The organism is Variovorax sp. F042 (assembly GCF_057814215.1).
The window spans coordinates 49,255-74,997 of sequence record NZ_JBVASX010000012.1 but is presented as its reverse complement, the minus strand read 5'-3'; the positions used below and the strand labels follow the sequence as shown (position 1 = coordinate 74,997).

Here is a 25,743-nt window from a genome sequence, read left to right as displayed (position 1 = left end):
GCAATGTTCTACAGAGAAAACGGTCAGTTCAAGTCGAGCTACAGGGCCGACCAGCAGATCTTTCCGATTGCGCAGGATCGCATCGCGATGCTGGTGCTGTTGCTCGTGGCCTTCGTCGTGGTGCCGCTGGGTGTGTCCGACTACTGGATGCGCGCGATCCTCACGCCTTTCCTGATTCTTTCGCTCGCGGCGCTGGGCCTCAACATCCTGGTTGGCTATTGCGGCCAGATCTCGCTGGGCACGGGTGCCTTCATGGCGGTGGGCGCGTACGCGGCCTACAACTTCCAGGTGCGCATCGACGGCATGCCGCTGATCGCATCGCTGCTGCTGGGCGGCCTGTGCGCGACGGTGATCGGCGTGCTGTTCGGCATACCGAGCCTGCGCATCAAGGGGCTGTACCTTGCTGTGGCCACGCTGGCGGCGCAGTTCTTCACCGACTGGGCCTTCCTGCGCATCCAGTGGTTCACCAACAATTCTTCGTCGGGCTCGGTGAGCGTGGCGGGGCTCAACGTGTTCGGCGTGCCGATCGAATCGCCGGTGCAGAAGTATCTGTTCTGCCTGCTCTTCGTGGTGGTGTTCGCGCTGCTGGCAAAGAACCTGGTGCGCAGCGCCATCGGCCGCGAGTGGATGGCAATGCGCGACATGGACGTGGCAGCCGCGGTGATCGGCATTCGCCCGGTGTACGCCAAGCTCACTGCCTTTGCGGTGAGCAGCTTCATCGTCGGCGTGGCCGGCGCGCTGTGGGGCTTCGTGCACCTGGGTGCGTGGGAGCCGGCGGCGTTCAGCATCGACCGCTCGTTCCAGCTGCTGTTCATGGTGATCATCGGCGGGCTCGGCTCGATCATGGGCAGCTTCTTCGGCGCCGCGTTCATCGTGCTGCTGCCGCTGTTTCTGAACCAGCTGCCGGGGTGGCTGGGCTTCTCGATTTCGACCGCGCTGGCCTCGCACCTGGAGACCATGATCTTCGGCGCGCTGATCGTGTTCTTCCTGATCGTCGAGCCGCACGGTCTTGCGCGGCTGTGGTCCACGGCCAAAGAGAAGCTGCGGCTCTGGCCCTTCCCTCACTGATTGATGAGTTAGTTCCCGTTCGTAAAAAACCCGGCACCGAGGTGCCCACAAAGGAGACAGGCATGAAACTGAAATCGCTCGCTCTGACCGCCGCCCTGGTGGCCAGCACCCTCGGCGCCCTGCTCGCGCCATCGCTCGCCAATGCGCAGGCCAAGGAGCAGTTCTTCCCGCTGCTGGTGTACCGCACGGGCCCCTATGCACCCAACGGCACGCCCTGGGCCAACGGCAAGCAGGACTACATCAAGCTGGTCAACGCGACCGGCGGCATCAACGGCGTGAAGATCACATACGAAGAATGCGAGACCGGCTACGCCACCGACAAGGGCGTGGAATGCTACGAGCGCCTGAAGGGCCGCCCGGGCGTTGCGCTGTTCGACCCGCAAGCCACCGGCATCACCTTCGCGCTGACCGACAAGGTGCCGACCGACAAGATCCCGCTGATCACGCTGGGCTACGGCCTGGCCGCCTCGCAGGACGGTGGTGTCTTCAAGTGGAACTTTCCGCTGATGGGCTCCTACTGGACCGCGGCCGACATCCTGATCCAGCACATCGGCAAAGCCGAAGGCGGCATGGACAAGCTCAAGGGCAAGAAGATCGCCCTCGTGTACCACGACTCGCCGTTCGGCAAGGAACCCATTCCGCTGCTGCAGGAGCGCGCCAAGCAGAACGGCTTCGAACTGTCGCTGATCCCGGTGACCGCGCCCGGCGTGGAGCAGAAGTCGGCCTGGCTGCAGGTGCGCCAGCAGCGCCCTGATTTCGTGCTGCTGTGGGGCTGGGGCGTGATGAACTCCACCGCGCTGAAAGAGGCCGTGGCCACGGGCTACCCGCGCGAGAAGATGTACGGCGTGTGGTGGGCCGGTGCCGAGCCTGACGTGAAGGACGTGGGCGCCAATGCCAAGGGCTACCACGCGCTGGCGCTGAACACCTCGGGCACGCAGCCCAAGGTGATCCAGGACATCCTGAAGCAGGTGCACGACAAGGGCCAGGGCACAGGGCCGAAGGACGAAGTGGGCTCGGTGCTCTACACGCGCGGCGTGATCATCCAGATGCTGACCGTCGAGGCCGTGAAGCGCGCGCAGGAGCGCTTCGGCAAGGGCAAGGTCATGACCGGCGAGCAAGTGCGCTGGGGCATGGAGAACCTGGCACTCGACCAGAAGAAGCTCGACGCACTCGGCTTCTCGGGCGTGATGCGTCCGGTGAGCACTTCGTGCCAGGACCACATGGGCTCGACCTGGGCGCGCGTGCACACCTGGGACGGCGCGAAGTGGGGCGATATGTCCGACTGGTACCAGGCCGACGACCAGATCATCAAGCCGATGGTGAAGTCTGCTGCCGACAAGTACGCGGGCGAGAAGAAGCTGACGCGCCGCGAGGCAGCGGATTGCCAGTCCTGATGCACTGAGCGTGCCGTGGCGGCTCGCGAGAGCCGCCATTCGCAAGAACAGCACTGCGCTGCACGCGCTGTTCTTGCGAATGCTTCGGACCACACCATGAGCGAACCCAACATCCTTCTCAATGTCAACGGCATCGAGGTCATCTACAACCACGTGATCCTCGTGCTCAAGGGCGTGTCGCTCACGGTGCCCGACGGCGGCATCGTGGCGCTGCTCGGCGGCAACGGCGCGGGCAAGACGACCACGCTGCGCGCGGTGAGCAACCTGCTCGCGGGTGAGCGCGGCGCTGTCACCAAAGGCACCATCGAGCTGCGCGGGGATCGCATCGAGGCGCTTTCGCCCGCCGAGTTGGTGAAGCGCGGGCTGATCCAGGTGATGGAGGGCCGCCACTGTTTCGCCCACCTGACCATCGAAGAGAACCTGATGACCGGCGCCTACACGCGCACCGATGGCAAGGCGGCGGTGCAGCAGACGCTGGAGAAGGTCTACGCATATTTCCCGCGCCTGAAGACGCGGCGTACTTCGCAGGCGGCCTACACATCGGGTGGCGAGCAGCAGATGTGCGCCATCGGCCGCGCGCTGATGGCCAACCCGAGCATGGTGCTGCTCGACGAACCTTCTATGGGCCTGGCGCCGCAGATCGTGGAAGAGGTGTTCGAGATCGTGAAAGACCTCAACACCAAGGAGCGCGTGACCTTCCTGCTGGCCGAGCAGAACACCAACATGGCGCTGCGCTACGCCGACTACGGCTACATCCTGGAGAACGGGCGCATCGTGATGGATGGCGAGGCCAAGAGCCTGCGCGAGAACGAGGACGTGAAGGAGTTCTACCTTGGCGTTGGCGGTGCGGATCGCAAGAGCTTTCGCGATGTGAAGAGCTACAAGCGGCGCAAGAGGTGGCTGGCTTGATGTATTCATGTGTCGCTGCTCGGGGTGCGATCACGCCGACAGGGGACATTCTCGGAGGGGAGCACCCGGTGCCATTCGCACGCACCCCGAACGAACGCCAGCGTGGCGAAAAACCGAACTGAAAGACAAAGGGTACGGACATGACCGACCACTACGACAAGCTCGAGATCCGCGACCCGGCCGAACGCGAACGCGACCTGCTGGCCGCGCTGCCAAAACAGATCACACAGGCCCAGACAGCAGCACCCGCATTCGCAAAGATCCTCTCCAGCGTGAAGCCCGCAGACATCACGACACGCGAGGCGTTGGCGAAACTACCGGTCACGCGCAAATCGGAATTGCTCGACCTGCAGAAGGCACGCCGCACCGACGACCCCTTCGGCGGCTTCTCGACCATCGTGCGCGGCCCGCGCATGCCGCGCGTGTTCGCGAGCCCCGGCACCATCTACGAGCCTGAGGGCGAAGCGCGCGACTACTGGCGCACCGCTCGGGCATTGCATGCGGCGGGCTTTCGCAGCGGCGAGCTCATTCACAACAGCTTCAGCTATCACATGACGCCCGCCGGCTCGATCATGGAAAGCGGCGCACGTGCCATGGGCTGCACCGTGTTTGCGGGCGGCACCGGGCAGACCGAGCAGCAACTCGAAGCCATGGTCGACCTGAAGCCCGAAGGCTATGCGGGCACGCCTAGCTTCCTGAAGATATTGCTGGAGAAGGCCGAGGAGAAAGGGCAGAAGCTGCCTTCGCTCACCAAGGCGCTCGTCTCCGGCGAAGCCTTTCCACCCAGCCTGCACGACTGGATTGCCGCGCACGGCGTGAAAGGCACGCAGTGCTATGCCACTGCCGACCTGGGCCTGATCGCCTACGAGACCAGCGCGCGCGAAGGGCTGGTGATCGACGAAGGCGTGCTGGTCGAGATCGTGCGGCCCGGCACCGGCGACCCGGTGCCCGATGGTGAGGTCGGCGAGATCGTCGTCACCACCTTCAACCCCGACTACCCGCTGGTGCGCTTCGGCACCGGCGACCTCTCTGCCGTGCTCGCGGGCACCTGCCCCACCGGCCGCACCAACAAGCGCATCAAGGGCTGGCTCGGCCGCGCCGACCAGACCACCAAGGTGCGCGGCATGTTCGTGCATCCCTCGCAGGTGGCCGAGATCGCGCGGCGCTTTCCCGAAGTGCAGCGCGCGCGGCTCATCGTGTCCGGCGAGATGGGCGACGACAAGATGACGCTGCAGCTCGAATGCGCGGGGGCGGTGCCCGAAGGGCTCGAGGCCCGCGTGAGCGCGGTGATCCGCGAAGTGACCAAGCTGCGTGGCGAGGTCGTCGTCGTGGGTGCGGGCGGTCTGCCCAACGACGGCAAGGTGATCGAGGACGCGCGCAGCTACAAGTAGCCAGTCAGTAACGGCGGTACAGCCAGCGCGTGGCGGCACGCATCAACACCACCACGAGCACCGAATAGACCAGCACGAGCGCCAGGGCGAAGCCGATGAGTCCGCCCGCGTTGTCGAAGCTGTGCGACCAGGTCGCCAGCATCACCCAGGCCAATGCGATGGCGATGCAGCTGACCTGCACCAGCACGAAGGCCAGCACCGCGGCCGCCACGGCCCTGAAAGGCCGCACCCGCGCGAGCCCGGCATTGGCGCCCAGCCAGCCGCCCCAGAACGCGAGCGCGAAGGCCACCAATGGCGGCAGCATCCAGGCGATCAGCAGTTCGAGCCCATCCATGCCGCGCGCGACGGATGTCCAGCGGCTCACGACCACGCCGCTCCACATCTGCAGCGATGCGAACACCGCGGCGCCCACCAGTGCCACGGCACGGCGTGGCGATGCACCGATGGCTTCATCGCCGTCCTGCTGCTGCGCATCGGAAGGCGCTGCACTGGCCGCCCTCAACGCGAACCAGGCCGAGACCCACACGCCGAGCACGAGCAAGATCAACTGCGCGACGGACTGCAGCACCGTGAACGGCGCCATCGCCGCGCTCATGGACGTCGAGCCGAAGAGATCATGCAGGCGGCCGCCCGGCATGAAGAGCAGTTGCACTTCGTAGAAGAGCGGGCTCAGTAAGTAGAAGTTGAGCACCAGCACCGCGATGTACACCGCGGCGTAGCGGATGCGAGGGTGCGGCAGCCGGGCCACGCTGCCAACGCCGCGCTTTTCGAGCGCGTTGCGCCCATGGCTCCAGGCCAGTGCCGCCGCCAGCACCCAGGCCATGCCGATGCTGAACACCATCGGTATCCACACGCCCGGCAGGGCATAGGTGCTGCGCAGCTGCTCGCCGTGGGGCGAATCGGGCCAGAGCTGGATGGCCATGTTGACCAGCACCATCGCGGCATCGATGGCCACGGTGACGAGCGCAAGATCGCGCGGCAGGCGCTGCGCGCTTGCGGGGGAAGGGGTCGTCGTCATGGGAATGCTTTTTCTCGCTTTACATGGCGCATGCGGTGGCATGCGCGGAAGAAGCAAGGGTATCGGATGACGACGCGAACCTAAGGGCTATTCGCTATAGGTCAGGCAGCAGTCAGCCTTTAAGATCGCGGCGTTTTTATTACCCCCTCCCGGAGACGACATGAAGAAACTGTTCGCCCTCGCGGCGATTGCCGCCGCAGCCGCCGGTGCTCACGCCCAGGACTTTCCCGCGGGCAAGACCGTTACGCTGGTGGTGCCTTTCGCAGCCGGCGGCCCGACCGACCGTGTCGCGCGTGACCTGGCGGAGGCCATGCAGAAGACGCTCGGCACCACGATCGTGGTGGACAACACCGCGGGCGCGGGCAGTTCCATCGGCACCGCCAAGGTGGCGCGCGCCAACCCCGACGGCTACACGCTGCTGCTGAACCACATCGGCATGTCGACGATGCCGGCGCTGTATCGCAAGCTGCCCTTCAACGTCGAGACCGACTTCGAATACCTGGGCATGGTCAACGAAGTGCCGATGACGCTGATCGGCAAGCCCGGCCTGCCCGCCAACAACTACAAGGAGCTGACGACCTGGATCGCGGCCAACAAGGGCAAGATCAACCTGGGCAACGCCGGCCTGGGCGCTGCGTCGCACCTGTGCGGCCTGCTGTTCCAGAGCGCGATCAAGGTCGAGATGACGCCCGTGCCGTACAAGGGCACGGCCCCGGCCATCGCCGACCTGCTGGGCGGCCAGATCGACCTGCTGTGCGACCAGACGACCAACACCACGTCGCAGATCGAGGCCAAGAAGGTCAAGGCCTATGCCGTGACCACCGCCAAGCGCCTGACCACCCCCGCGCTGAAAGACCTGCCGACGCTGGACGAGTCGGGCCTGAAGGGTTTCGAAGTGACGATCTGGCACGGCATGTACGCGCCCAAGGGCACGCCCGCGCCGGTGCTGAAGAAGCTCAACGAGGCCATCAAGGCCGCGATGAAGGACCCGGGTTTCATCAAGCGCGAAGAAGCGCTGGGCGCCGTGATCACGACCGACAAGCGCGTCGAGCCGGCGGAGCACAAGAAGTTCGTCTCGGCTGAAATCGCGAAGTGGGGTCCGATCATCAAGGCTGCCGGCGTGTACGCCGACTGATCGATTCACCGCAGCCACAAGCAGCCGCAAGGCCGCCTGCGCCCCCCGGGCCAGGCGGCTTTTTTCGTTATGCTGGCCGGAATTTTTCTTCCACCCTCCCGCCCCTTTCGCCCTCTCCCATGCGTTTTCGCAGCGCGGCCTTTCCGGTCTTCCTGGCCCTGCTGGCGCATGACGGCATGGCCCAGCCGCAGACGCTGCTGTGGGTCTGGGACCGGCCCCAGCTTTTTTCCGCGCTGCCAGAAGGCACGGGCGTGGCCTACCTGCATGCCACGGTGCAGCTGAGCGGCGAGCGCAGCCGCACGAGCTGGCGTCAGTGGCCGCTGCGCATCGCGCCGCGCGCCACCACCGTGGTGCCGGTGGTCCATGTTTCACTCGACAACCTCGCGCCCTCGCCCGTCAACGACGCGCAGCAGGAGGCCATTGCCGCCGCCATCGAACATGCCGCGAAGCACGGCAACCGATCGGGCTGGGTGCAGCTCGACTTCGAGGCGCGCCGCAGCCAGCGCGAGGCGTATGTCGCACTGCTGCGGCGGCTGCAGCCGGTGCGCGCCGGCGGCGTGCGGCTCTCGGCCACGGCGCTCGCCTCATGGTGCATGAGCGACGCGTGGCTGCCTCCCGGCCTGCTCGACGAGATCGTGCCGATGTACTTCCGCATGGGGGCGGAATCCGCGCGCATCCGCCAGCGGCTCGACGCGACGGGCGCGGCCACGGTGCCGGCCTGCCGCGACGCGGCGGGGCTGATGCTCGGCGAGGCATGGCCCGTGCTCGGCAGCGTGAAGCGGCGCTACGTGTTCCACGCGGGCGCATGGAAGAACGAAGACTTCGAACAACTCGGCAACAGGGATTCGCATAAATGATTCTTTCAACAGCAAACGCGATGCGCGCCGGCGCCAGGCTGCTCGCAATGGCTGCGCTGCTCGGCAGCACTCTCGCGGCTCATGCCAGCGGCGGCGGCGACCCCGAGGACCTGTTCTTCGCCACCACCCGGCCCGACCAGCCGGTGCGCGAGTTCGTCGAGCGGCCCGCGGGCTACTACACCGACTACCTCGTGCCCTACCAGGTGCTCTGGTACTGGCGCCTGCACGGCCAGCCGTTCTCTTCCGACGCCGTGCGGGCCTTCTCCGATCTGCTGGAGAAGCTGCCGCGAGAGGACAACGGCATGGCCGAAACGGACGACGCCTGGATCGAATGGCGAAAAGCGCGCGACGACGCCAATGCGAAGCTCGATCCCCAGTCGCCCCGCGACAGGCCTGCCCTGCTGGCGCCTTCGCAGCAGCAGCCGAAATGGAACGCCAACAGCCTGCAGGCGAGCCCCAACTGCTTCTACGGCGACGCTTTCCGCAATGCCACGAAGACGCTGGCCCAGCGCATGACGCGTGCCGCCGGCGACAAGGCGGCCACCCCCTACGTGCGGCATTGGCTGCAGGCGCAAGACGCGGTGTTCGACACCTGCAACAAGGAGCCCGGCACCATCCCCGAACTGCCACCCCGCGCCCCCGCCTGGCTGCAGGCCGACCATGCCTACCAGCTGGCCGCACAGCGCTTCTACGCCGACGATCTCGACGAGGCCGACACCGCGTTCACCGAGATCGCGGCCGACAAGGCCAGCCCCTGGCGCGACCTCGCGGCCTACATGCGGCTGCGCGTGCTGGCGCGGCAGAACCCGGGCGGCGAGCCGTCTTTCTCGGAACGGGACGACGCCGGCAAGGAAAGCCCCGAGGCGCTGAAGCAGCAGGCCGAACTTACCAAAGCGGTCGATGCCATCGCGCTGCCGCTGCTGAAGAACCCACGCCTCCAGGCGCTGCATCCGTCGGTGCACCGGCTGGCCGAGGCACTGCGCATCCGCTACCTCACGCCCGGCACGCGCCTGCAGCGCCTGGCCGACAGCCTGAAGACCATGGGCGCACCCGATGTCGCCGCCGCCAGGCTGCTGTTGCTGAACCACGAGTTCCGCTACTGCATGATGGCCGGTTGTTCGTACGCCGGCCCGGATCAGAAGTCGGATCTCGTGCAGTGGCTCAACACGGTGCGCGGCTTCAACGGTCCGGCGAGCGGCATCACCGCCCAGGACAAGTGGCGCGAGAAGTTCAGCTGGAGCAACTACCAGCGCACGCACGACCTCGCCTGGCTGATGGCCGCGGCAAGCCTGGTGCCCGTGAGCACCGCCACCGACGACAAGCGCGAGGCCGAACTGCAGGCCGCATTGGCGGCCGTGCCCGAAGACCACCCCGCACGCTTCGCCGCCACCCAGTTGCGCGCCCAGCGCCTGTTTGCCCAGGGCCGCTTCAAGGAGACACGCGAACTGATCGCCGATGCAGCCGATTCGCCCTTGATCGCACACAGCCTCTCGGGCCAGAACCTCGTGAAGGCGCTGCTGCTGCCCACGGCCTCGTCGGAAGAGGAATGGCGCCGCCTGGCGATCCGCCTGGTGGTTGCTCGCCGCGACCCCGAGGCGATGGAAGCCAAACCCAATGCGGTGCCGCTGGCCAGCACCTTCGACGACGACGCGACGCGCTTCCTGAACACGCGCGCGCCGCTCGCAATGTGGCTGCGGCTCGCGGCCGACCCGGCGCTCTCGCCCGCGCTGCGCGACTCCCTGCTGGAGACCGCATGGACCCGCGCCGTGCTGGCCGAGGACTACGCCAGCGCTCGCCGCGCTGCGCAGATGCGTATCGCGTCACCGTCGCAGGGGGCTACCGCCAAGGGGCCGGACATGATCGCCGGCATCCGCCGCTCGATGGCGCTGTCGGTCACTGACACCGCCGCCTGGCGTCACCTGCTGCTGGAGCGCATGGCAAGCACCACCGAGGTGCTGTTGCCGCCGCACTGGCCCGTGGCAGACGGCATCCGGCCCACGCCGCTCAAGCCCTGGCTCGAACCGGCGTACGACCGCAGCATGGCCACCGGCAGCTACAGCAAGTGGTGCCGCCCGCTCGGCGTGATGACCACCGGCCCGCAGGCCGCCACGGCTGCCGATTTCGAGATGCCCGAGTTCCTGCCGCAAGAAGAGCGCGCGCAACAGGCCGCGCTGGTCGCAAAGTTGCGCGCCATTCCGCAGGACTCGATCTACTTCACCCAGGAAAGCTTGGCGCTGATGCAGCGCAACCGCGCTGATCCGCTGGTGCCGCAGGCGCTATCGGTCGCGGTGAAGATGGCGCGCTACGCCTGCCCGGACAAGGCGGTGGGCGACTGGTCGCGCAAGGGCCTTCAGACCCTGCACGCGAAATACCCGGATTCGACCTGGGCCGCCAGCACCCAGTACTGGTACGGCGGCCGGTAGCCAAGGAGAGAGCGGCCCTCCCTACTTCGGGCGTATGGCGTCCGCCGTCCCCTGGATGAAGGCCTTGATGCTCTCGATGTCGTCCCCCGAGAGCTTGCCCGTGAAGTCGGGCATGCCGCGCGCCATGGCCGGGCCCTTGAGGATGAACTTGTCCAGGTTCGTGATGTAGGCCGGGTCCATGTAGCCGAGGTTGGGGATGTTGCCGCCGCGGTCCACGCCGGGCACGCCGTGGCAGAACACGCAGTTGCTCACGTAGAGCATGGTGCCGGCCTGGACCTTGGCGGGGTCGTACTTCACGCCCTGCACCAGCTTGTCCATGCGGTACTGCACGAAGTCGGGCATCTTGGCCGTGCCGCCCACCGCGAAGGTGTAGACCGTGCCCGGGCCCTGCCGCTCGGTGGCGCGCTGCGCCAGGCCGTACACGCCGCCCCAGCCCACCGCGACCGACACGTATTGCTTGCCGTCGACCATGTAGGTCGAGGGCGCGGCCACCACACCGGTGCCGGTGGGCGTTTCCCACAGCTTCTCGCCGGTCTTCGCGTTGTAGGCCAGCAGGCGGCCATCGGCCGTGCCCTGGAACACGAGGTTGCCGGCGGTGGTGAGGGTGCCGCCGTTCCATGGCGATGCGTAGTCGACGCCCCACGCTTCCTTCTGCGCGACGGGGTCCCACGCCACGAGGCGGCCGAAGGGCTTGCTGGTGGGCGGCTCGACGTTGGCGAACTTGCCGGTGTTCCAGCCCAGCGCGGCATGCGGACGGCCGGGCGCGTTCTGGTCGAACTTCCAGTCCTTGTCGTCCATCAGGTTGATCGGCACGTGCTGCGCTGGCAGGTAGGCAAAGCCGGTCTGCGGGTTGAACGACATCGGGTGCCAGTTGTGCGCGCCGAAGGGGCCGGGGATGCTGTCGCCGGGCTTCTCGTTCTGGCGCGCGGCGGCAATCTCGATGGGCCGGCCGTTCTTGTCGTAGCCGGTGGCCCAGTTCACTTCGACGAAGTTCTTCGCCGAGATGAACTTGCCGCTGGTGCGGTCGATGACGAAGAAGAAGCCGTTCTTCGGCGCATGCAGCAGCACCTTGCGGGCCTTGCCGTCGATCTTCACGTTGGCCAGGATCATCGACTGCGTGGAGGTGTAGTCCCAGTTATCGCCGGGCGTCTCCTGGTAGTGCCACACGTACTTGCCGGTGTCGGGGTTGAGCGCCACCACCGAGCCCAGGTAGAGGTTGTCGCCGCCCTTGGGGCTGCGCGCCTTGGCGGCCCATGGCGAGCCGTTGCCGGTGCCCACGTACATCAGGTTGAGTTCGGGGTCGAAGGCAAAGCTGTCCCATGCGGTGCCGCCGCCGCCGGCTTCCCAGTACTTGCCGCTCGGGTCCCAGGTCTTGGCAGCGCGCGCCATCGATTCGTCTTCGAAGGGCTTGCCCGGGTCGCCCGGCACCACGAACCAGCGCCACTTCTGGTCGCCGGTCTTCGCGTCGTACGCGGTGACGAAGCCGCGCACGCCGTACTCGGCGCCACCGTTGCCGATGATGACCTTGCCCTTGAACACGCGCGGCGCACCAGTGATGGTGTAGCTGCCCTTCTGGCCCTCGATGGTGTTCTTCTCCCAGACCTTCTGTCCGGTGGCTGCGTCGAGCGCGATCAGGCGGCCGTCGTAGGCCGCCACGTAGACCTTGCCTTCGTAGATCGCAACGCCTCGGTTCACCACGTCGCAGCAGCCCTTGAAGCCTTTGGACTTATCGACCTGCGGATCGAAGGTCCACAGTTTCTGCCCGGTGCGGGTGTCGATGGCATGCACCACGCTCCACGAGGCGGTGACGTACATGATGCCGTCCACCACCAGCGGCGTGGCCTCCACGCCGCGCGTCGACTCGAGGTTGTACGACCAGACCAGCCCCAGCTGCTTGACGTTGCCGGCGTTCACCTGGTCGAGCTGGCTGAAGCGCGACTCCGAATAGTCGAGGCCGACGCTGGGCCAGTCGGGTGTTTTCTTCTGCGCCGCGTTGGCGCGGATGAAGCTGCCGTCCACGCGTTTGGTGGCGGCTGCCGCGCGGTCCTGTGCGCTCTGGGCCGTGGCCGCCGTGTTTGCGCCCAGGCACAGCAAAGCGCCGGCGAGCACGAGCAGCCCGGAGTGTGTTTTTTTCATCGCAGGTCTCCTTTGTGGCTCAAGGATGGTCTGTGCGGGCTTCGCATTCATCTTCGGGATTTCCCCAGTCCGGCGCTGTTCCATTGCGGAACACATTCAGCGTTGGTCCCGGACTCGGTCCCTTGCGGGAGGCAGCGAACACCATGGCCCTCGACGGAAGAAGAATCGGCACGGCGGATGCGCCGCGCCAACTCTTTGCCAGCACGCCCGCGCAGCGCGTGGCGCTCGCGCGGCAGCAGTTCTTCGAGGAAGGCGTGCGCCCCTCGGGCCTCGTCGGCGAGGCGGTGATCCAGTCGTGGATGCGCTGCAGCCGCACGCACACCGACCGCCAGCGCATCGTGCCCTTCGACGCGGTCACGCCGAGCCGGCTGCACGCCACGCTCGCGCGCAACCGCGAACTGCTCGAGGTGGCACGGCAGGAGCTGGTGCAGATGGAGCACGCGCTCGCGGGCACCGACTGCCGCGTGATCCTCACCGACAGCGAGGGCGTGCTGGTGCACGTCACGCAGCAGCCCGCCATGGCGCACCAGCCGGTGCTGTGCAAGACCGCGCGCGTGGGCGTGAACATCTCCGAGCGCATCGTCGGCACCACGGCACCGGGCATCGTGGCGAGCACCGGCCAGGCCTGCACGGTCAACGGCGCGGAGCACTACTTCGACGTGCTGTGCCAGATGCAGTGCGCGGCAGCACCGATACGCGACGTGACGGGGCAACTGGCCGGCGTGCTCGACCTCACGGCGGAGGCGCGGCGCTTCGGCTTCGATGCGGCATCGATGGTGGCGCTCTATGCCACGACCATCGAGAACCGGCTGCTGCAGGCGCAGTCGCGCGACCACCTGATCCTGCGCTTCCAGGCCAGCCCCACGCTGCTGGGCACGCCGCTCGAGGCGCTGGCCGGCATCGCGCCCGACGGCACGATCGCGTGGCTCAACAACGCGGGCGCGCGGCTCCTGGGGCGGTTGCCCGAAGCGGCGGACGAGCGCGATGTCGAATGCCTGCTGGGGCATGACCTTGCGAGCCTGCTGCGCCTTGGGCGGCGTGAGGCGGCGCAGCCGCTGCGGCTGGCGAGCGGGCTAGGCGTGTGGGTGCAGGCGCGGCTGAAGGGCGCGGATGGCGTGGACTTCCGGCATGCGGTGGCGATGCCCGGCGAAGCCACGCCGCTGGCCATCGAACAGGATGCGCAGATGCCTGCTGCCGAAGCCTGCGAGCCCGAGCCCCATGCCGAGACAACGCTGCGCGAGCACAGCCGCAAGCTGATCGAGGAAACGCTAGTGGCGCACGGCGGCAATGTGTCGCAGGCGGCGCGGCAGTTGCGCGTGTCGCGCGGCACGCTCTATCGCCGGCTGCGCGGCTGGAAAGAAGACGCCGCGGACTGATCAGGCCGCGGCGCGGGCCAGCGCACGCGCGCGACGCGCCTTCGCATCGGGCTGCAACGGCCGCAGGTATTCGTGCAGCGCCAATGCAGCTGCGCCCACCGCAGGGGCCAGCGCGCCGTAGCGCGCGGTGCGCAGGTCGGGCGCGGGCATGCCGGCATCGTCGGCGTGGCGCTTCATGCTTTCGAACGCCGCTTGCGCAAAGCCGCGATGCTCGGCGCACGCCTTGCCGCCGAGCACGATCGCGCGCGGGTTGAACGTGACCCACAGGTTCTGCAGCAGCACGCCGAAGAAGGCGGCGGCGCGCGGCAGGTCGACCCCCTTGCGCTCCAGCACGCGCGAGCCGAAGAAGGCCTCGGCGCAACCGCGTCGGCCGCACGAGCACAGAGGCCCGTCGAGTTCAAGGATGGTGTGGCCTATCTCGCCGGCCATGCCCTGCGCGCCGGTGAAGAGCCGGTCGTTCAGCACCACGCCAGCGCCCACGCCCACGTCGCAGTTGACGAAGACCAGCGGGTCTTCGCCCTCGCCCGCCGCGAACTCGTATTCGCCAAGCGCAGCGGCATCGGCGTCGTTCTGCAGTTGCACGGTCACGCCAGGCAGGCCAATGGCGGCAAAGGCTTCTTCGAGCGCGGGCAGCAGGCTCACGTTGCGCCAGCCGAGGTTGGGCGCGAAGCGGACCACGCCGGTGCAGTCGTCCACCGCGCCGGGCACGCACACGCCGATGCTCGACAGGCGCAGGCCCAATTGCTCCAGCTGCGCATTCGCGGCGGCCGCCATGCGCGCGACCTGCGCGCACACGCCGGCCGGCGAGCCGTCGGTGAGTGCGTGGGTGTTCGAGTGAAGCACCTCACCCTGCAGCGAGACGCACACGAGGCGCACAGTCTCTACCGCAATCTCCACGCCCATCAGCGCGCGCACGCCGACATTGATCTGCAGTGGCGTCGAAGGCCGGCCGAGCCCGTCGGCCACGGTGGCGCCGGCCTCGCTGAGCCAGCCTTCGTCGATCAGCTCGCGCACCAGCAGGCTCACGGTCGACTTGGTGAGGCCGCTCTCGCTGGCCAGCCGCGCGCGTGACAGGCCGGGCTGCGCGCGCAGCAGCCGCAGCAGCACGCTGCGGTTCATGCGCTTGAGCAGTTGCTGGTCGCCTATCGTCTTCACGACAACATCAGGCGAGCGCGGCGGTGTCGGCGTGATGGGCCTGCTCCTTGCCCTCGGGCCGCTTGCCGGCAATGATCATCCCGAGCACTTCGTCTTCGGTCACGTCGGCGGTACGGTAGGTACCGACCAGCTTGCCGTTCTTCATCACCGCGAGGCGATCGCTCAACGAAAACACGTCGGGCATGTCGTGCGTGATGAGGAAGATGCCCACGCCATCGGCCTTGAGCTGCTTCACGAGGCCGCCGACCATCGCGGTTTCTTCGGGGCCGAGCGCCGCGCAGGGCTCGTCCATGATGAGGATGCGCGCGTTGAAGTACAGCGCACGCGAGATCGCCACCACCTGCCGTTGCCCGCCCGAGAGCCTGCGCACCGGCACGCGGATGTTGGTGAAGTTCTTGTTGAGGCGGTGGAACACCTTGCGCGCCTGCACTTCCATGAAGTGATCGTCGAGCGTGCGCCACGGGGTCATCTTCTCTCGGCCGAGAAAGAGGTTCGACACCGAGTCGAGGTTGTCGGCCAGCGCGAGGGTCTGGTAGATGGTCTCGATGCCCTGGCCCTGCGCTTCGGCGGGCGTGCGGATGTTGACCTTCTCGCCCGCGATCAGCGTGTCGCCGGAGTCGATGGGGTAGGCGCCCGCGAGCATCTTCATCAGCGTGGACTTGCCCGCGCCGTTGTGGCCCAGCAGCGCGACCACTTCGCCGGGGTAGAGATTGACGCTCACGCCGTCCACGGCCTTGACGCCGCCGAAGGCCTTGCGGATTTCGCGCAGTTCCACCAGGGGTCTGGAGGTGTCGATGTCTGCCATTTCAGTTCTCCCCAAACTTGCGGCGATACAGCACGTCGAACACCACGGCCACGATCAGCACCTGCCCGATGATGACCATGCGCTTGCCGATGGGCACGTCGAGCAGCAGCATGCCGCTGTCGAGCGACTGCATGATGAGCGCGCCCAGGACCGACCCGAAGATCGAGCCGCTGCCGCCCGCGAGCGCCGTGCCGCCGATGACGGCCGCCGCGATCACGTACAGCTCCATGCCCGTGCCCAGCGAGTTGGTGCCCGCATTGAGCCGCGCGATCGACACGATGGCCGCAATGGTGACCAGCACCGCCAGCAGCGCGAACAGCATCAGCGTGACGCGCTTGACCGGAATACCCACCAGCGCTGCCGCGTCGGGGTTGCCGCCCATCGCGAACACATAGCGCCCGAAGCGCGTGCGGTGCACGATGAACGACAGCACGATCGCCACCACCGCCCAGATCAGCACCGGAATCGGAATGCCCTGCGGCTCGCTCTTCGATGAGATCTGGTAGTTGTTCATGACCCATGCGAAGGCGATCACCACCGCCACCGGCACCGCGGTGATCAGCACGTCGAGCCACAGCGCCTCGGTCGGCATGTCGTAGCGCTGGCGCGCACGGCGCTTTTGCAGCATGCGCCCGAACAGCACCAGCGCCACGATGGCAGCGAGCACCCAGCTCGCGGTGACGCCGATGCCGCCGTCGTAGCCGCCGCCCAGGCGCTGGAAGAATTCGTCGTTCACCGGCTGCGTCTTGCCGTCGGCCACCAGGAAGGCCGCGCCGCGAAACGACATGAGACCGCCCAGCGTGACCACGAACGACGGCACGCCGAGCACCGCCGTGAGCCAGCCCTGGTAGATGGACACCAGCAGCGCCACCGCGAGCCCCGCGAGGCAGGCCGTGGGCCACGACCAGCCCGAGGTGTATTGCAGGTACGCGATCAGCACGCCGACGAAGCCCATCACCGAGCCGACCGACAGGTCGATGTGGCGCGCCACGATGACCAGCACCATCACGGTCGACACGATGCCGACCACGGCCGTCTGCTGCGCGACGTTGTAGAGATTTTCGGGCGACAGAAACACGCCGCCCGACATGACGCTGAACACCACGGCCATCACGGCCAGCAGCACGCACATCAATATCAGCCGCAGGTCGATGCCCGTGCGGCGCCACCAGCCCGGTGTTGGATTGCTCATTCTTGAAACCCCCAGGGACTACAGGTGCGCAACCTGCCCTGGCCGGGCCCGTGATGGGCCAGCCCGAGGCGGCAGCGTTGCGCGGATGGACGCGCGACCGGCGCGTCCGTTGCTACGGCTTACTTGCAGGCGGCGGGCGCGCTCGCACCCGAGGCGCCCTTGCAAAGCTCGTCCTTCTTGATCCAGCCGGCCTTGACGACCACGTCGAGGTTGTCGCGCGTGATCGGCACCGGCGTCAGCAGGCGCGAGGACAGCGAGATCTTCTTGGCGCCGCCGGCCCAGGGCGCGGCCTTGTCTACCGGCTTGCCGGCGGCCAGCGCCACGGCGGCGGTGGCGGCTTCGCGGCCGAGTTCGCGCGAGTCCTTCCAGATGGTGGCGGTCTGCGTGCCCAGCGCGATGCGGTTGAGCGCTGCGAAGTCGGCGTCCTGGCCCGACACCGGAATGCCGCGGATGCCCTTGGCCGTGAGCGCAGCCACCGCGCCGCCGGCCGTGCCGTCGTTGGCCGCGACCACCGCGTCGACCTTGTTGCCGTTCTTGGTGAGGATCTGCTCCATGTTCTTCTGCGCGACCTCGGGCTTCCAGCCTTCGGTGTATTCGTCGCCGACGATCTTGATGTCGCCCTTCTTGACGGCGGCGTCGAGCACTTCCTGCTGGCCTGCGCGCAGGAAGTCGGCGTTCGGATCGCTCGGCGAGCCCTTGATGATCACGTAGTTGCCCTTGGGCTTGACCTTGAAGACTTCGCGCGCCTCCATGCGGCCGACCTCGACGTTGTCGAAGGTGATGTAGAAGACGCCGGGCGCCTCGATCAACCGGTCGTACGCCACCACGGGCACCTTCTGGCGCGTGGCCTTGGTGACGGCGGGCAGGATGGCGTCCTTGTCCATCGCCAGCACGATGAGCGCCTTGGCGCCCTTGGACATCAGGCCCTCGATGTCACCGAGCTGCTTCTCGGGCGAGCCGCCCGCATCGGCACTGATGTACTTGGCGCCGAGCTTCTCCAGTTGGGCCTTGATGGCAGCCTCGTCGGTCTTCCAGCGTTCTTCCTGGAAGTTCGACCAGCTCACGCCGACCACGGTCTGCGCCATCGCGCCCACGGCCGTAAGACCGAAGGCCATGGCGGCCAGGGTGTGTTTCAGTTGCATCGATGTCTCTCCAATGTTGGTGCGCCCCGCAGGGATCAGCCGTGTAAGAAATTAGTTAGTTTGAAGGGCGAACTAACTATCCCATCGCGGCGGGGCTCTGGGCATCCGGGAATTCCCGGAGCGCATTGCGACCCTTGTCGCGGGATGCGGTCCTACGTTGCGGGCGTGTGCGGCCCGGTATCTTTCGCATCCCTCCCGCCTGGCGGGAGGCCTTATTCCGAACGCTCTCCCGGCCTTTGTCGCCGATGAACAAGGAGACAAGAAATGCTCACAGACATGCTCATGCTCAGGCAGATTGCCGCCACGCGGCTACCCATGGTGATGTCCTCGCGCAAGGACATCGATGAAGTCCTGAAACTGCGTGCAGCCGGACTGGTGCTCGCGCTGGTGCCCTCGGCCGCGGACATCGCGAAGATGCCGGGCCTGCGCGTGGTGCAAGTGTTGGCGGTCACGCAGAAGGGTTTCGAGGCGCTGCAATGCGTGCGCTATCCGGGCGAAGGCGCGCGTGAAAAAGGCCGGGAGGTCCCGGCCTTTTCGTGAAGCGCACGGCCATGGCCGGCTGAAGCATCGGCGGCCCGGCTCAGCCGAGGCGCCACGCTTGCGCCCACACGGCGATGCCGTCGAGCAGTTCGTCGAGCGCCTCCTCGTCGGTGCGCCCGGAGCGCCGGAGCACGTGGAACGAGTGGTCGGCACCGTCGATCTCCAGCACGGTGGCCATCGGCCCGAGCGCCTGGATTGCTGCGTCGAACTGCCGCGGCTCGGCCAGCGTATCGCGCGGGCCGTGTGCAAAGAGCATGGGCACGTCGACGTCCTGCAGATGCGCGGCGCGCGTGATCGACGGCGCGCCCGACGGGTGCAGCGGAAAGCCAAGGAAGACCAGCCCTTCGACGTCCGGCAGCGGCGCCAGCGCCTGGGCCTGCGAGGTCATGCGGCCGCCGAAGGACTTGCCGCCGGCGAAGAGGCGAAGCCCCCCGAAGTGCGCGCACGCGCATGCCACCGCCGCGCGGACCGTGGCATGCGCCAGGGCCGGCGCGTCCGTGCGCTTCCTGCCCTGTTCCATGTAGGGAAACTGGTAGCGCAGCGTGGCGATGCGCCGCTGCGCGAGCCCCTCGGCCACCGCGTTCATGAACGGATGTGCCATGCCCGCGCCGGCACCATGGGCCAGGACCAGGCAGGCATCGGCCGAAGGCGGCGACATTGCCAGCGCGGAAACGGCGACATCCGCCGCCACTGAAATGCCGATTTGCTGCTGCACTGTGGTCATCTGGCCGGTCTTCGAAGAAGGTCGAGGGGTGGCAAAACTATGCAGGCTTGCCGGCAGCGCTGCCACCGCCGTCCGGGCGCAGCCAGCCGAGCACGCCGCCCGCCACCGTCCAGCGGCCTTCGGCGGCATCCATCGCGAAGCGGGCCCGGCTGTGCGAGAACGGCCCGGGGTTCTGCTGCACGATCTCGATCTCGCGGTCCGTCACGCCGGCCACGATGGCGACGTGCCCGTAGGGGTTGAAGAGCGTGGGCGCGAACACGATCAGGTCATTCACCTTCGGCGGCTCGGACTGCGCGTTCCGGTACTGGCGCAGCCCGCGCTTGCCATTCAGGGCGCCGTGCGGTGTGGCCGGGTCGTAGAAATCTCTGGCGTGGCCATAGGGGTCCGGCATCCGGTGGGCGAAACGCTCGAAGTAATAGCGCTTGACGAACTCCACGCACTGGTACTTGATGCCCAGGTTGTAGCCATCGCGGAACAGGTTGCGTCCCTCGGAGTTGTTGACGCCGCCGTTGTAGTAGACCTTCACGCCGTTGAACTCGTCGACCACCGAGCCCACTTCCCGCGACGGATTGAGATTGAGATAGGTCGCAGCCCCGTACACGGACACTCCAGTCGCGACGAACGCCCCGGCGACCAGGAGCGCAATGACGGTCCGGCGCCGGGCCGCGGGGCTCAGCATCCGCAGCCCCCTGCCGCCGGCCGGTCTGGCGATACGTCGATGGCGGTTTGCGCGATGTTCGCGGCGGGTGTCGGGGCTATGGATCGGAAGCGCATGGGACGCGGGTCGGGTCGGATGAAAGCCCCGAGGATAGGCGAGCTCCGTCGGATCCGCGCATGCCGGAGGTCACGCGCCGCGTGCTCAGTCGATGAGCTGCGTCTTGATGGCGTAGTAGGTCAGGTCGCTGTTGGTGGAGAGGTTCATCTTCTCCATCAGCCGCGTGCGATAGGTGCTGACGGTCTTCACCGACAGCGACAGCGCCTCTCCGATGGCGCCCACCGATTCGCCCTTGGCAAGCTTCAGGAACACCTGGAACTCGCGCTCCGACAGATGCTTGTGCGGCGGCGCGTTGTCCTTGCGCTCCAGCTGGCCCGCGAGCAGTTCGGCCACCGACGGCGAGATGTAGCGGCGGCCCAGCGCGACCGTGCGTATCGCCTTGGCGATTTCATCGGGCTCGCATTCCTTGTTGAGATAGCCCGAGGCGCCCTGGCGGATCAGGTGCACCGCGTAGTGCTCTTCCGGGTAGCCGCTGAGAATCAGCACGCCAAGGTCCGGCGCCTTGGCGCGCACCATGGCGAGCGCATCGATGCCGCTCTGGCCGGGCATGGACAGGTCCATCACCAGCACATCGAGGTCGGCGGTACGCACGAGATCGATGGCTTCGCGACCGGTGCCTGCTTCGCCGGCAACGCGGAAGTCGACGAATGTAGAGAAGAACGCCTTCAGGCCTGTGCGAACGACGGCGTGGTCGTCGACGATGCCGATCTTGATCATGGTATGTGCCTCCTGGCAGGTGGATGGCCGCGAGCAAGCGGAAGGAGGACAGGACGATGCCACACGCGTTCGCGGATCGAAGGCCCGCGGCACAGGTCGGGCGCTCGTCCTGCAACCGATTGCCGAGGCGTCTTTCAGTGGCGTAGGAATCGAGGCCGCTATCGGTCGTGCGACTGTTCGCCGCGACACGTTCGGGAAAACTCTGGGGAAAGTTTTGGCACAAGGGACCGGTTGTCCACCGCCGGCCCGATCGCCCTTAAGTTGTTCCTTTTTCTAGGCAGCCCCGAAAGCAGAGGTGCGCACAGCGAAGCAGGCAGCGCAAGTCGTTGTCAGCCATGGAAAAAAGCACAGTTTCCACAGCGGGGGTTTACCCTTATCTACTACTACTATCTCTAATAAGAAAAATAAGTAGAGAAGAAGGGACCGGCCTGGCGAGCAACAGTCAGGCCGCGAAGCCGCCGTCGATGTTCAGGCTGGCACCGGTCACGAACGCGGCTTCGGGGCTGGCCAGGTAGCCGACCATGCCGGCGATTTCTTCCGGATGGGCATGGCGGGCCAGTGCCATCAGGCCGTGCATGGCGGCAGCGTTGGGGCCGTCGACCGGGTTCATGTCGGTGTTGACCGGGCCGGGCTGCACGTTGTTGACCGTGATGCCGCGCGGGCCGAGGTCGCGCGACAGGCCCTGGACCATGCCGACCAGCGCCGACTTGCTCATCGCATAGGCGCTGCCGCCCGGCCAGGGCATGCGCTCGGCGTTGGTGCTGCCGATGTTGATGATGCGGCCGCCTTCGCCCATGTGGCGTGAGGCCGCCTTGGCCGCGACGAACACGGCGCGCACGTTGACGTTCAGCGTCTTGTCGAAATCTTCGAGCGAGAAGTCGTCGAGGGTGCCACCGAGGAACACTCCGGCGTTGTTCACGAGGATGTCGATCTTGCCGAAGGCGCGGGCCGCTTCGTCGATGCCGGCGGTGAGCGCGGCAGCGTCGGCGCTGTCGATCTTCAGCGCGAGGGCGCGGCCGCCTTCGGACTGGATGCTGCGCACCAGTTCGTCGGCCGGGGCGGCCGAGCTGGCGTAGCTGAAGGCCACGGCGGCGCCGTCGCGTGCCAGGCGGCGCACGATGGCGGCGCCGATGCCGCGCGAACCGCCGGTGACGAAGGCGACCTTGCCGGCCAGGACGGGGGAAGAAGAAGCAGTGCTGGAAGTCATGATTTTTCCGATCAGTTGAAGGAGGACGGGAGAAAGAAGACCTTCAGTGTCGGCATTTCATTCCCTCGGCGGTAGCCATCAATTGGCGCAATCAAATTCAACCTAAAGTTGAAGATGAGAATGAAAATGCGGCCATGGAACCGCTCAATCACCTCGAATCCTTCGTGCAGAGCGCGGAGGGCGGCAGCTTCTCGGCCGCCGCCCGGCGCCTGGGGCTGACGCCGGCCGCGGTCAGCAAGAATGTGGCGCGGCTCGAGGCGCGGCTGGGCGTGCGGCTGTTCCAGCGCAGCACGCGCAGCCTCACGCTGACCGAGGGCGGCGAGCGCTTCCTGGCGCAGATCGGCCCCGCGCTGGCCACGCTGCAGGAGGCCGTGGCCGGCATCGACACCGACGACGGTCAGCCCGCCGGCACGCTGAAGGTGAGCATGGGCCAGGCCTTCGGGCGCGAGCACGTGCTGCCGCTGATGGGCGACTTTCTCGCGCGCTACCCGGCCATCCTGCCGGACTGGCATTTCGACAACCAGCAGGTCGACCTGGTCGGCGAGGGCTTCGACGCTGCCATCGGCGGCGGCATCGAGCTGTCGGCCGGGCTGGTGGCGCGGGAGCTGGCGCGCATCCACGTGGTGGCGGTGGCGTCGCCGCGCTACATGGAGGGGCGCAAGCGGCCGCGACACCCCTCGGATCTGGTGGAACTCGACACCCTGCTGCGCCGCTCCTCGCCCACGGGGCGGCTGCGCAGCTGGACGCTGCGGCAGGCACGCGGAGAGGAGGTCACGGTCGATCTGCCCCGGCCGCGCGCGATCTTCAACGACCCCGAAGCCATCGCGCATGCCGCGCTGATGGGGCTGGGTGTGGCGATGCTGCCGATGCCCTTCGTGGAGCGCGGGCTGCGCAGCGGCGAACTGCTGCGGCTGCTGCCCGAATGGCACCAGGACGCGGGCGCCGTGTGGCTCTACTACCCGAGCAAGAAGCTGCTGCCGCCGAAGACGCGCGTGTTCATCGACTTCGTGCTGGAGCGTTTTCGCAACGAGCGGTTTGCGCAGCGCATGCAGGTCGCCTGAGCCGACCGTGCGTCGACCCACCGGCTCACGGGGTTTTCACCCGCGACGCCCGTGGCGCGCACCTGTACAAACGCGCGCATGACTTCTTCTTTCCCTCTCTTCAAGCCCAGTCGCCGCACCGCGCTGGCCGCATCCGTAGCCACCGCCCTGACCCTGATGGCCGCCCCTTCGTGGGCCCAAGGCACCTGGCCGACCAAGCCGGTGCGCATCGTCGTGCCCTTTGCGGCTGGCGGCACCACCGACATCCTGGCGCGCGCCGTGGCGCCCGAACTGTCGAAGGCCTTCGGCCAGCAGTTCATCGTGGACAACCGTGCGGGCGCGGGCGGCAACGTGGGCGCCGAGATCGTGGCGCGCGCGCCGAACGACGGCTACACGCTGCTGATGGGCACGGTGGGCACGCACGGCATCAACCGCGCGCTGTACCCCAAGCTGCCCTTCGACCCGATCAAGGACTTCGCGCCCATCACGCTGGTGGCCGCCGTGCCGAACGTGATGGAGATGAACGCCGACAAGGCCAAGACGCTGAACATCCGCAACGTGCAGGACTTCATCAAGTACGCCAAGGCCAACCCGGGCAAGCTGAACATGGCCTCCAGTGGCAGTGGCACGTCGATCCACCTGGCGGGGGAGCTGTTCAAGAGCATGACGGGCACCTTCATGGCGCACATCCCGTACAAGGGCTCGGGCCCGGCGCTGCTGGACATGGTGGGCGGCAACGCCGACGTGATGTTCGACAACCTGCCCTCGTCGATGGCGCAGATCAAGGCAGGCAAGCTCACCGCCCTGGCCGTGACGAGCGCGCAGCGTTCGCCTGCCCTGCCGGACATTCCGACCGTGGAAGAAGTGGGAGGCCCGTCGCTCAAGGGCTTCGAGGCGAGTTCGTGGTTCGGGCTGCTGGCACCGGCCGGCACCTCGCCCGAAATCGTGAACCGGATTCAGCAGGAAGTGGCCAAGTCGCTGGGCACGCCGGCCATCAAGGAAAAGATGCTCGCGCAGGGCGCGATTCCGAGCGGAAATTCACCCGCCGACTTCACGAAGCTCATTGCGAGCGAGCACGTGAAGTGGGCGAAGGTCGTCAAAGACTCAGGCGCGAAAGTCGACTGACGGAGCTCAGGTCTTCCAGGTCACGTCTTTCTTCTCGGCCAGCGAATCCTTGAGCATGTGAAGCAGCGGGATTGCACGCTGGTGCAGCCCGACATGCTGCTTCTCGGCCTCGTTGGCGTGGCCTTCGACGGCGTAGTCGTCGTTGTTGTGGGCGTTGGAGCCCTCGCGCGCCAGCGCGGCTTCGATGGCCGCGATGGCGCCGGGGATCTGCTCGACCGTGATGATGCCCTGCGGGGCCGCCGACTTGCCGACGATGTCCAGCAACTGGCGCGCATGCACTTCGAGCATCACGAAGTCGGGGGAGGCTCGGGACTGGAATCGATAGAGCATGGTGTTTTCACTCACTTGTAGATGTAGTCACGGGCAAAAGGGTACACCGATTGCGCGCCGCGCAAAACGCCGTGCTCGACCTTGCCGTCGGGCCTGGTGGACAGCATCTGGTGCAGCGAGATCCAGCCCTGCTCGAAGCTCATGGCCGAGCCCGCGAGGTAGAGGCGATAGGCCCGCAGCACGCGCTCGGCGTTCTCGGCCTGGCGGCCGCCGTTGCGCTGCAGCACCTCGCGCGCGGTGTCGAGCTGCGCCTCGAGTGCATCCGACCAGGCCCAGAGCGTGCGCGCATAGTGCGGGCGCAGGCTCTCGGTGTCGACCATCTCCAGGCCGGCCGCGGCCGTCTCGCGCAGCACGTGCGTCACGTGCAGCAACTCGCCGCCGGGGAAGATGTATTTCTCGATGAAGTCGCCCATGCCGGCGCCCAGCTGGCGGTAGTTGAGCTCGCCCGAAGTGATGCCGTGGTTCATCACCAGGCCGCCCGGCTTCAGCAGCGAATGGATCTTGCGGAAGTAGGTCGGCATGTTGGCCGCACCCACGTGCTCGAACATGCCGACCGACGAGATCTTGTCGAAGGGCTGGTCGACCGACAGCTCGCGGTAGTCGCGCAGTTCGACGCGCACGCGGCCCTGCAGGCCCTTCTGCTCGATGAGCCGCTGCACGTAGGCATGCTGGTTCTTCGACAGCGTGATGCCGGTGGCGTCCACCCCGTAGTGCTCGGCCGCCCACAGCAGCAGCGCGCCCCAGCCTGAGCCGATGTCGAGGTAGCGCTCGCCCGGCTGCAGCATGAGCTTGCGGCAGATGTGGTCGAGCTTGGCTTCCTGCGCCTGCGCCAGCGTGAGGTCGGGCGTGCGGAAGTAAGCGCATGAATACACGCGGCGCGGGTCCAGCCACAGCGCGTAGAAGTCGTCGGAGACGTCGTAGTGGAACTCGATCTGGGCCGCGTCCTTGCGCAGCGAATGCGAACCGTGGGACTTGGCCCGGTGCTGCAGGCGGCTCCACCAGCCGGTGTCGGTTTCGGCGGGGTTGCCGGGCAGCATGCCGACGGTGGCGTCGATCAGGTCGCGCATGGCGCCCTCGATCTGCACCTTGCCCTCGACATACGCCTCGCCGATGGCTCCCACCTGTCGGGCCGCCAGCTTGGCGAGCACCGTCCACTCCTTGAAGGCCAGGGTGACGCGGGCTCCCGCCTGGGCAACGCGCCGGCCATCTGGCAGCTCCAGCGCGATGGGGACAGGCAGCGAAGCCAGCTGCGACTCGATCTTGGGTATCAAGTTTTGCATGGGG

23 protein-coding genes are annotated in these 25,743 nt (G+C 67.1%); 11 read left to right on the top strand and 12 right to left on the bottom strand.

Translation table 11 applies throughout. The features are described from left to right. Positions 1 to 3: 3 nt before the first annotated feature. From ACZYSP_RS27755 to ACZYSP_RS27740, 4 genes are all read left to right on the top strand, one after another. Positions 4 to 1,068, top strand: coding sequence for a branched-chain amino acid ABC transporter permease (locus ACZYSP_RS27755; RefSeq protein ID WP_093059331.1), 1,065 nt, complete (start codon positions 4 to 6; stop codon positions 1,066 to 1,068). Positions 1,069 to 1,130: 62 nt separating this feature from the next. Next, on the top strand, positions 1,131 to 2,462 hold the full coding sequence (locus ACZYSP_RS27750; RefSeq protein ID WP_093059333.1) for an ABC transporter substrate-binding protein: 1,332 nt from the start codon (positions 1,131 to 1,133) through the stop codon (positions 2,460 to 2,462). Between the two features lie 96 nt (positions 2,463 to 2,558). Next, positions 2,559 to 3,371, top strand: coding sequence for an ABC transporter ATP-binding protein (locus ACZYSP_RS27745; protein ID WP_093059335.1), 813 nt, complete (start codon positions 2,559 to 2,561; stop codon positions 3,369 to 3,371). Positions 3,372 to 3,511: 140 nt separating this feature from the next. Continuing rightward, complete coding sequence (locus ACZYSP_RS27740) at positions 3,512 to 4,762, top strand: phenylacetate--CoA ligase family protein (RefSeq protein ID WP_093076122.1); 1,251 nt, start codon at positions 3,512 to 3,514, stop codon at positions 4,760 to 4,762. Positions 4,763 to 4,766: 4 nt separating this feature from the next. Here ACZYSP_RS27740 and ACZYSP_RS27735 read toward each other — a convergent pair whose 3' ends face one another. After that, entirely contained in the window at positions 4,767 to 5,780 is a 1,014-nt protein-coding gene (locus tag ACZYSP_RS27735; RefSeq protein WP_489017781.1) for a hypothetical protein, read from the bottom strand. A 160-nt stretch (positions 5,781 to 5,940) separates the two neighbouring features. Between ACZYSP_RS27735 and ACZYSP_RS27730 the strand changes: the two genes are divergently transcribed. The 3 genes from ACZYSP_RS27730 (at position 5,941) to ACZYSP_RS27720 (ending at position 10,195) form a co-directional block, all read left to right on the top strand. Continuing rightward, positions 5,941 to 6,915: a tripartite tricarboxylate transporter substrate-binding protein gene (locus ACZYSP_RS27730; RefSeq protein WP_093076125.1), complete on the top strand. Its 975-nt coding sequence runs from the start codon at positions 5,941 to 5,943 to the stop codon at positions 6,913 to 6,915. 119 nt (positions 6,916 to 7,034) lie between these two features. Beyond that, on the top strand, positions 7,035 to 7,772 hold the full coding sequence (locus ACZYSP_RS27725) for a hypothetical protein (RefSeq protein ID WP_093076127.1): 738 nt from the start codon (positions 7,035 to 7,037) through the stop codon (positions 7,770 to 7,772). Then, positions 7,769 to 10,195: a hypothetical protein gene (locus ACZYSP_RS27720; protein ID WP_143062573.1), complete on the top strand. Its 2,427-nt coding sequence runs from the start codon at positions 7,769 to 7,771 to the stop codon at positions 10,193 to 10,195. Before ACZYSP_RS27725 ends, ACZYSP_RS27720 begins: the two co-directional genes overlap by 4 nt. A 21-nt stretch (positions 10,196 to 10,216) precedes the next feature. On the opposite strand, the gene ACZYSP_RS27715 is transcribed toward ACZYSP_RS27720, so the two are convergent. Beyond that, the gene (locus ACZYSP_RS27715; protein WP_093076130.1) at positions 10,217 to 12,331 is read right to left on the bottom strand and encodes a PQQ-dependent dehydrogenase, methanol/ethanol family; all 2,115 of its coding nucleotides are present in this window, start codon (positions 12,329 to 12,331) and stop codon (positions 10,217 to 10,219) included. 143 nt (positions 12,332 to 12,474) lie between these two features. On the opposite strand from ACZYSP_RS27715, the gene ACZYSP_RS27710 reads away from it, so the two are divergent. Next, complete coding sequence (locus ACZYSP_RS27710; RefSeq protein ID WP_093076131.1) at positions 12,475 to 13,707, top strand: helix-turn-helix domain-containing protein; 1,233 nt, start codon at positions 12,475 to 12,477, stop codon at positions 13,705 to 13,707. Here the strand turns inward: ACZYSP_RS27710 and ACZYSP_RS27705 are convergent, their stop codons facing one another. From ACZYSP_RS27705 to xylF, 4 genes are all read right to left on the bottom strand, one after another. Then, a complete protein-coding gene (locus ACZYSP_RS27705; protein ID WP_093076133.1) occupies positions 13,708 to 14,862 on the bottom strand; it encodes an ROK family transcriptional regulator in 1,155 nt (384 codons plus the stop codon). Positions 14,863 to 14,869: 7 nt separating this feature from the next. Continuing rightward, entirely contained in the window at positions 14,870 to 15,667 is a 798-nt protein-coding gene (locus tag ACZYSP_RS27700; RefSeq protein WP_093059350.1) for an ATP-binding cassette domain-containing protein, read from the bottom strand. A gap of 1 nt (position 15,668) precedes the next feature. Continuing rightward, positions 15,669 to 16,859 (bottom strand): sugar ABC transporter permease, encoded by a 1,191-nt coding sequence (locus ACZYSP_RS27695; RefSeq protein ID WP_093076134.1) that lies wholly within the window; start codon positions 16,857 to 16,859, stop codon positions 15,669 to 15,671. Between the two features lie 119 nt (positions 16,860 to 16,978). Continuing rightward, positions 16,979 to 18,001: a D-xylose ABC transporter substrate-binding protein gene (gene xylF, locus ACZYSP_RS27690; RefSeq protein WP_093059354.1), complete on the bottom strand. Its 1,023-nt coding sequence runs from the start codon at positions 17,999 to 18,001 to the stop codon at positions 16,979 to 16,981. A 264-nt stretch (positions 18,002 to 18,265) separates the two neighbouring features. Between xylF and ACZYSP_RS27685 the strand changes: the two genes are divergently transcribed. Continuing rightward, complete coding sequence (locus ACZYSP_RS27685) at positions 18,266 to 18,541, top strand: hypothetical protein (RefSeq protein WP_093059356.1); 276 nt, start codon at positions 18,266 to 18,268, stop codon at positions 18,539 to 18,541. 40 nt (positions 18,542 to 18,581) lie between these two features. Here the strand turns inward: ACZYSP_RS27685 and ACZYSP_RS27680 are convergent, their stop codons facing one another. From ACZYSP_RS27680 to ACZYSP_RS27665, 4 genes are all read right to left on the bottom strand, one after another. Then, entirely contained in the window at positions 18,582 to 19,265 is a 684-nt protein-coding gene (locus tag ACZYSP_RS27680; protein WP_354336724.1) for an alpha/beta hydrolase family protein, read from the bottom strand. A 37-nt stretch (positions 19,266 to 19,302) separates the two neighbouring features. Then, positions 19,303 to 19,866 (bottom strand): CHAP domain-containing protein, encoded by a 564-nt coding sequence (locus tag ACZYSP_RS27675; protein ID WP_256216724.1) that lies wholly within the window; start codon positions 19,864 to 19,866, stop codon positions 19,303 to 19,305. A 258-nt stretch (positions 19,867 to 20,124) separates the two neighbouring features. Beyond that, positions 20,125 to 20,757 carry a response regulator gene (locus tag ACZYSP_RS27670; RefSeq protein ID WP_093076139.1) on the bottom strand — a complete coding sequence of 211 codons (633 nt, stop codon included), beginning with the start codon at positions 20,755 to 20,757 and terminating at the stop codon, positions 20,125 to 20,127. A gap of 442 nt (positions 20,758 to 21,199) precedes the next feature. Continuing rightward, the gene (locus ACZYSP_RS27665) at positions 21,200 to 21,964 is read right to left on the bottom strand and encodes an SDR family oxidoreductase (RefSeq protein ID WP_093076140.1); all 765 of its coding nucleotides are present in this window, start codon (positions 21,962 to 21,964) and stop codon (positions 21,200 to 21,202) included. Between the two features lie 134 nt (positions 21,965 to 22,098). On the opposite strand from ACZYSP_RS27665, the gene ACZYSP_RS27660 reads away from it, so the two are divergent. Beyond that, a complete protein-coding gene (locus tag ACZYSP_RS27660; protein WP_093059360.1) occupies positions 22,099 to 23,025 on the top strand; it encodes a LysR family transcriptional regulator in 927 nt (308 codons plus the stop codon). Between the two features lie 78 nt (positions 23,026 to 23,103). Next, on the top strand, positions 23,104 to 24,129 hold the full coding sequence (locus ACZYSP_RS27655; RefSeq protein ID WP_093076142.1) for a Bug family tripartite tricarboxylate transporter substrate binding protein: 1,026 nt from the start codon (positions 23,104 to 23,106) through the stop codon (positions 24,127 to 24,129). 6 nt (positions 24,130 to 24,135) lie between these two features. On the opposite strand, the gene ACZYSP_RS27650 is transcribed toward ACZYSP_RS27655, so the two are convergent. Both ACZYSP_RS27650 and ACZYSP_RS27645 read right to left on the bottom strand, forming a co-directional pair. Then, positions 24,136 to 24,459 carry a DUF1840 domain-containing protein gene (locus tag ACZYSP_RS27650; protein ID WP_093059364.1) on the bottom strand — a complete coding sequence of 108 codons (324 nt, stop codon included), beginning with the start codon at positions 24,457 to 24,459 and terminating at the stop codon, positions 24,136 to 24,138. Positions 24,460 to 24,470: 11 nt separating this feature from the next. Continuing rightward, the gene (locus tag ACZYSP_RS27645) at positions 24,471 to 25,739 is read right to left on the bottom strand and encodes an SAM-dependent methyltransferase (RefSeq protein ID WP_093059430.1); all 1,269 of its coding nucleotides are present in this window, start codon (positions 25,737 to 25,739) and stop codon (positions 24,471 to 24,473) included. Between the last annotated feature and the right edge of the window lie 4 nt (positions 25,740 to 25,743).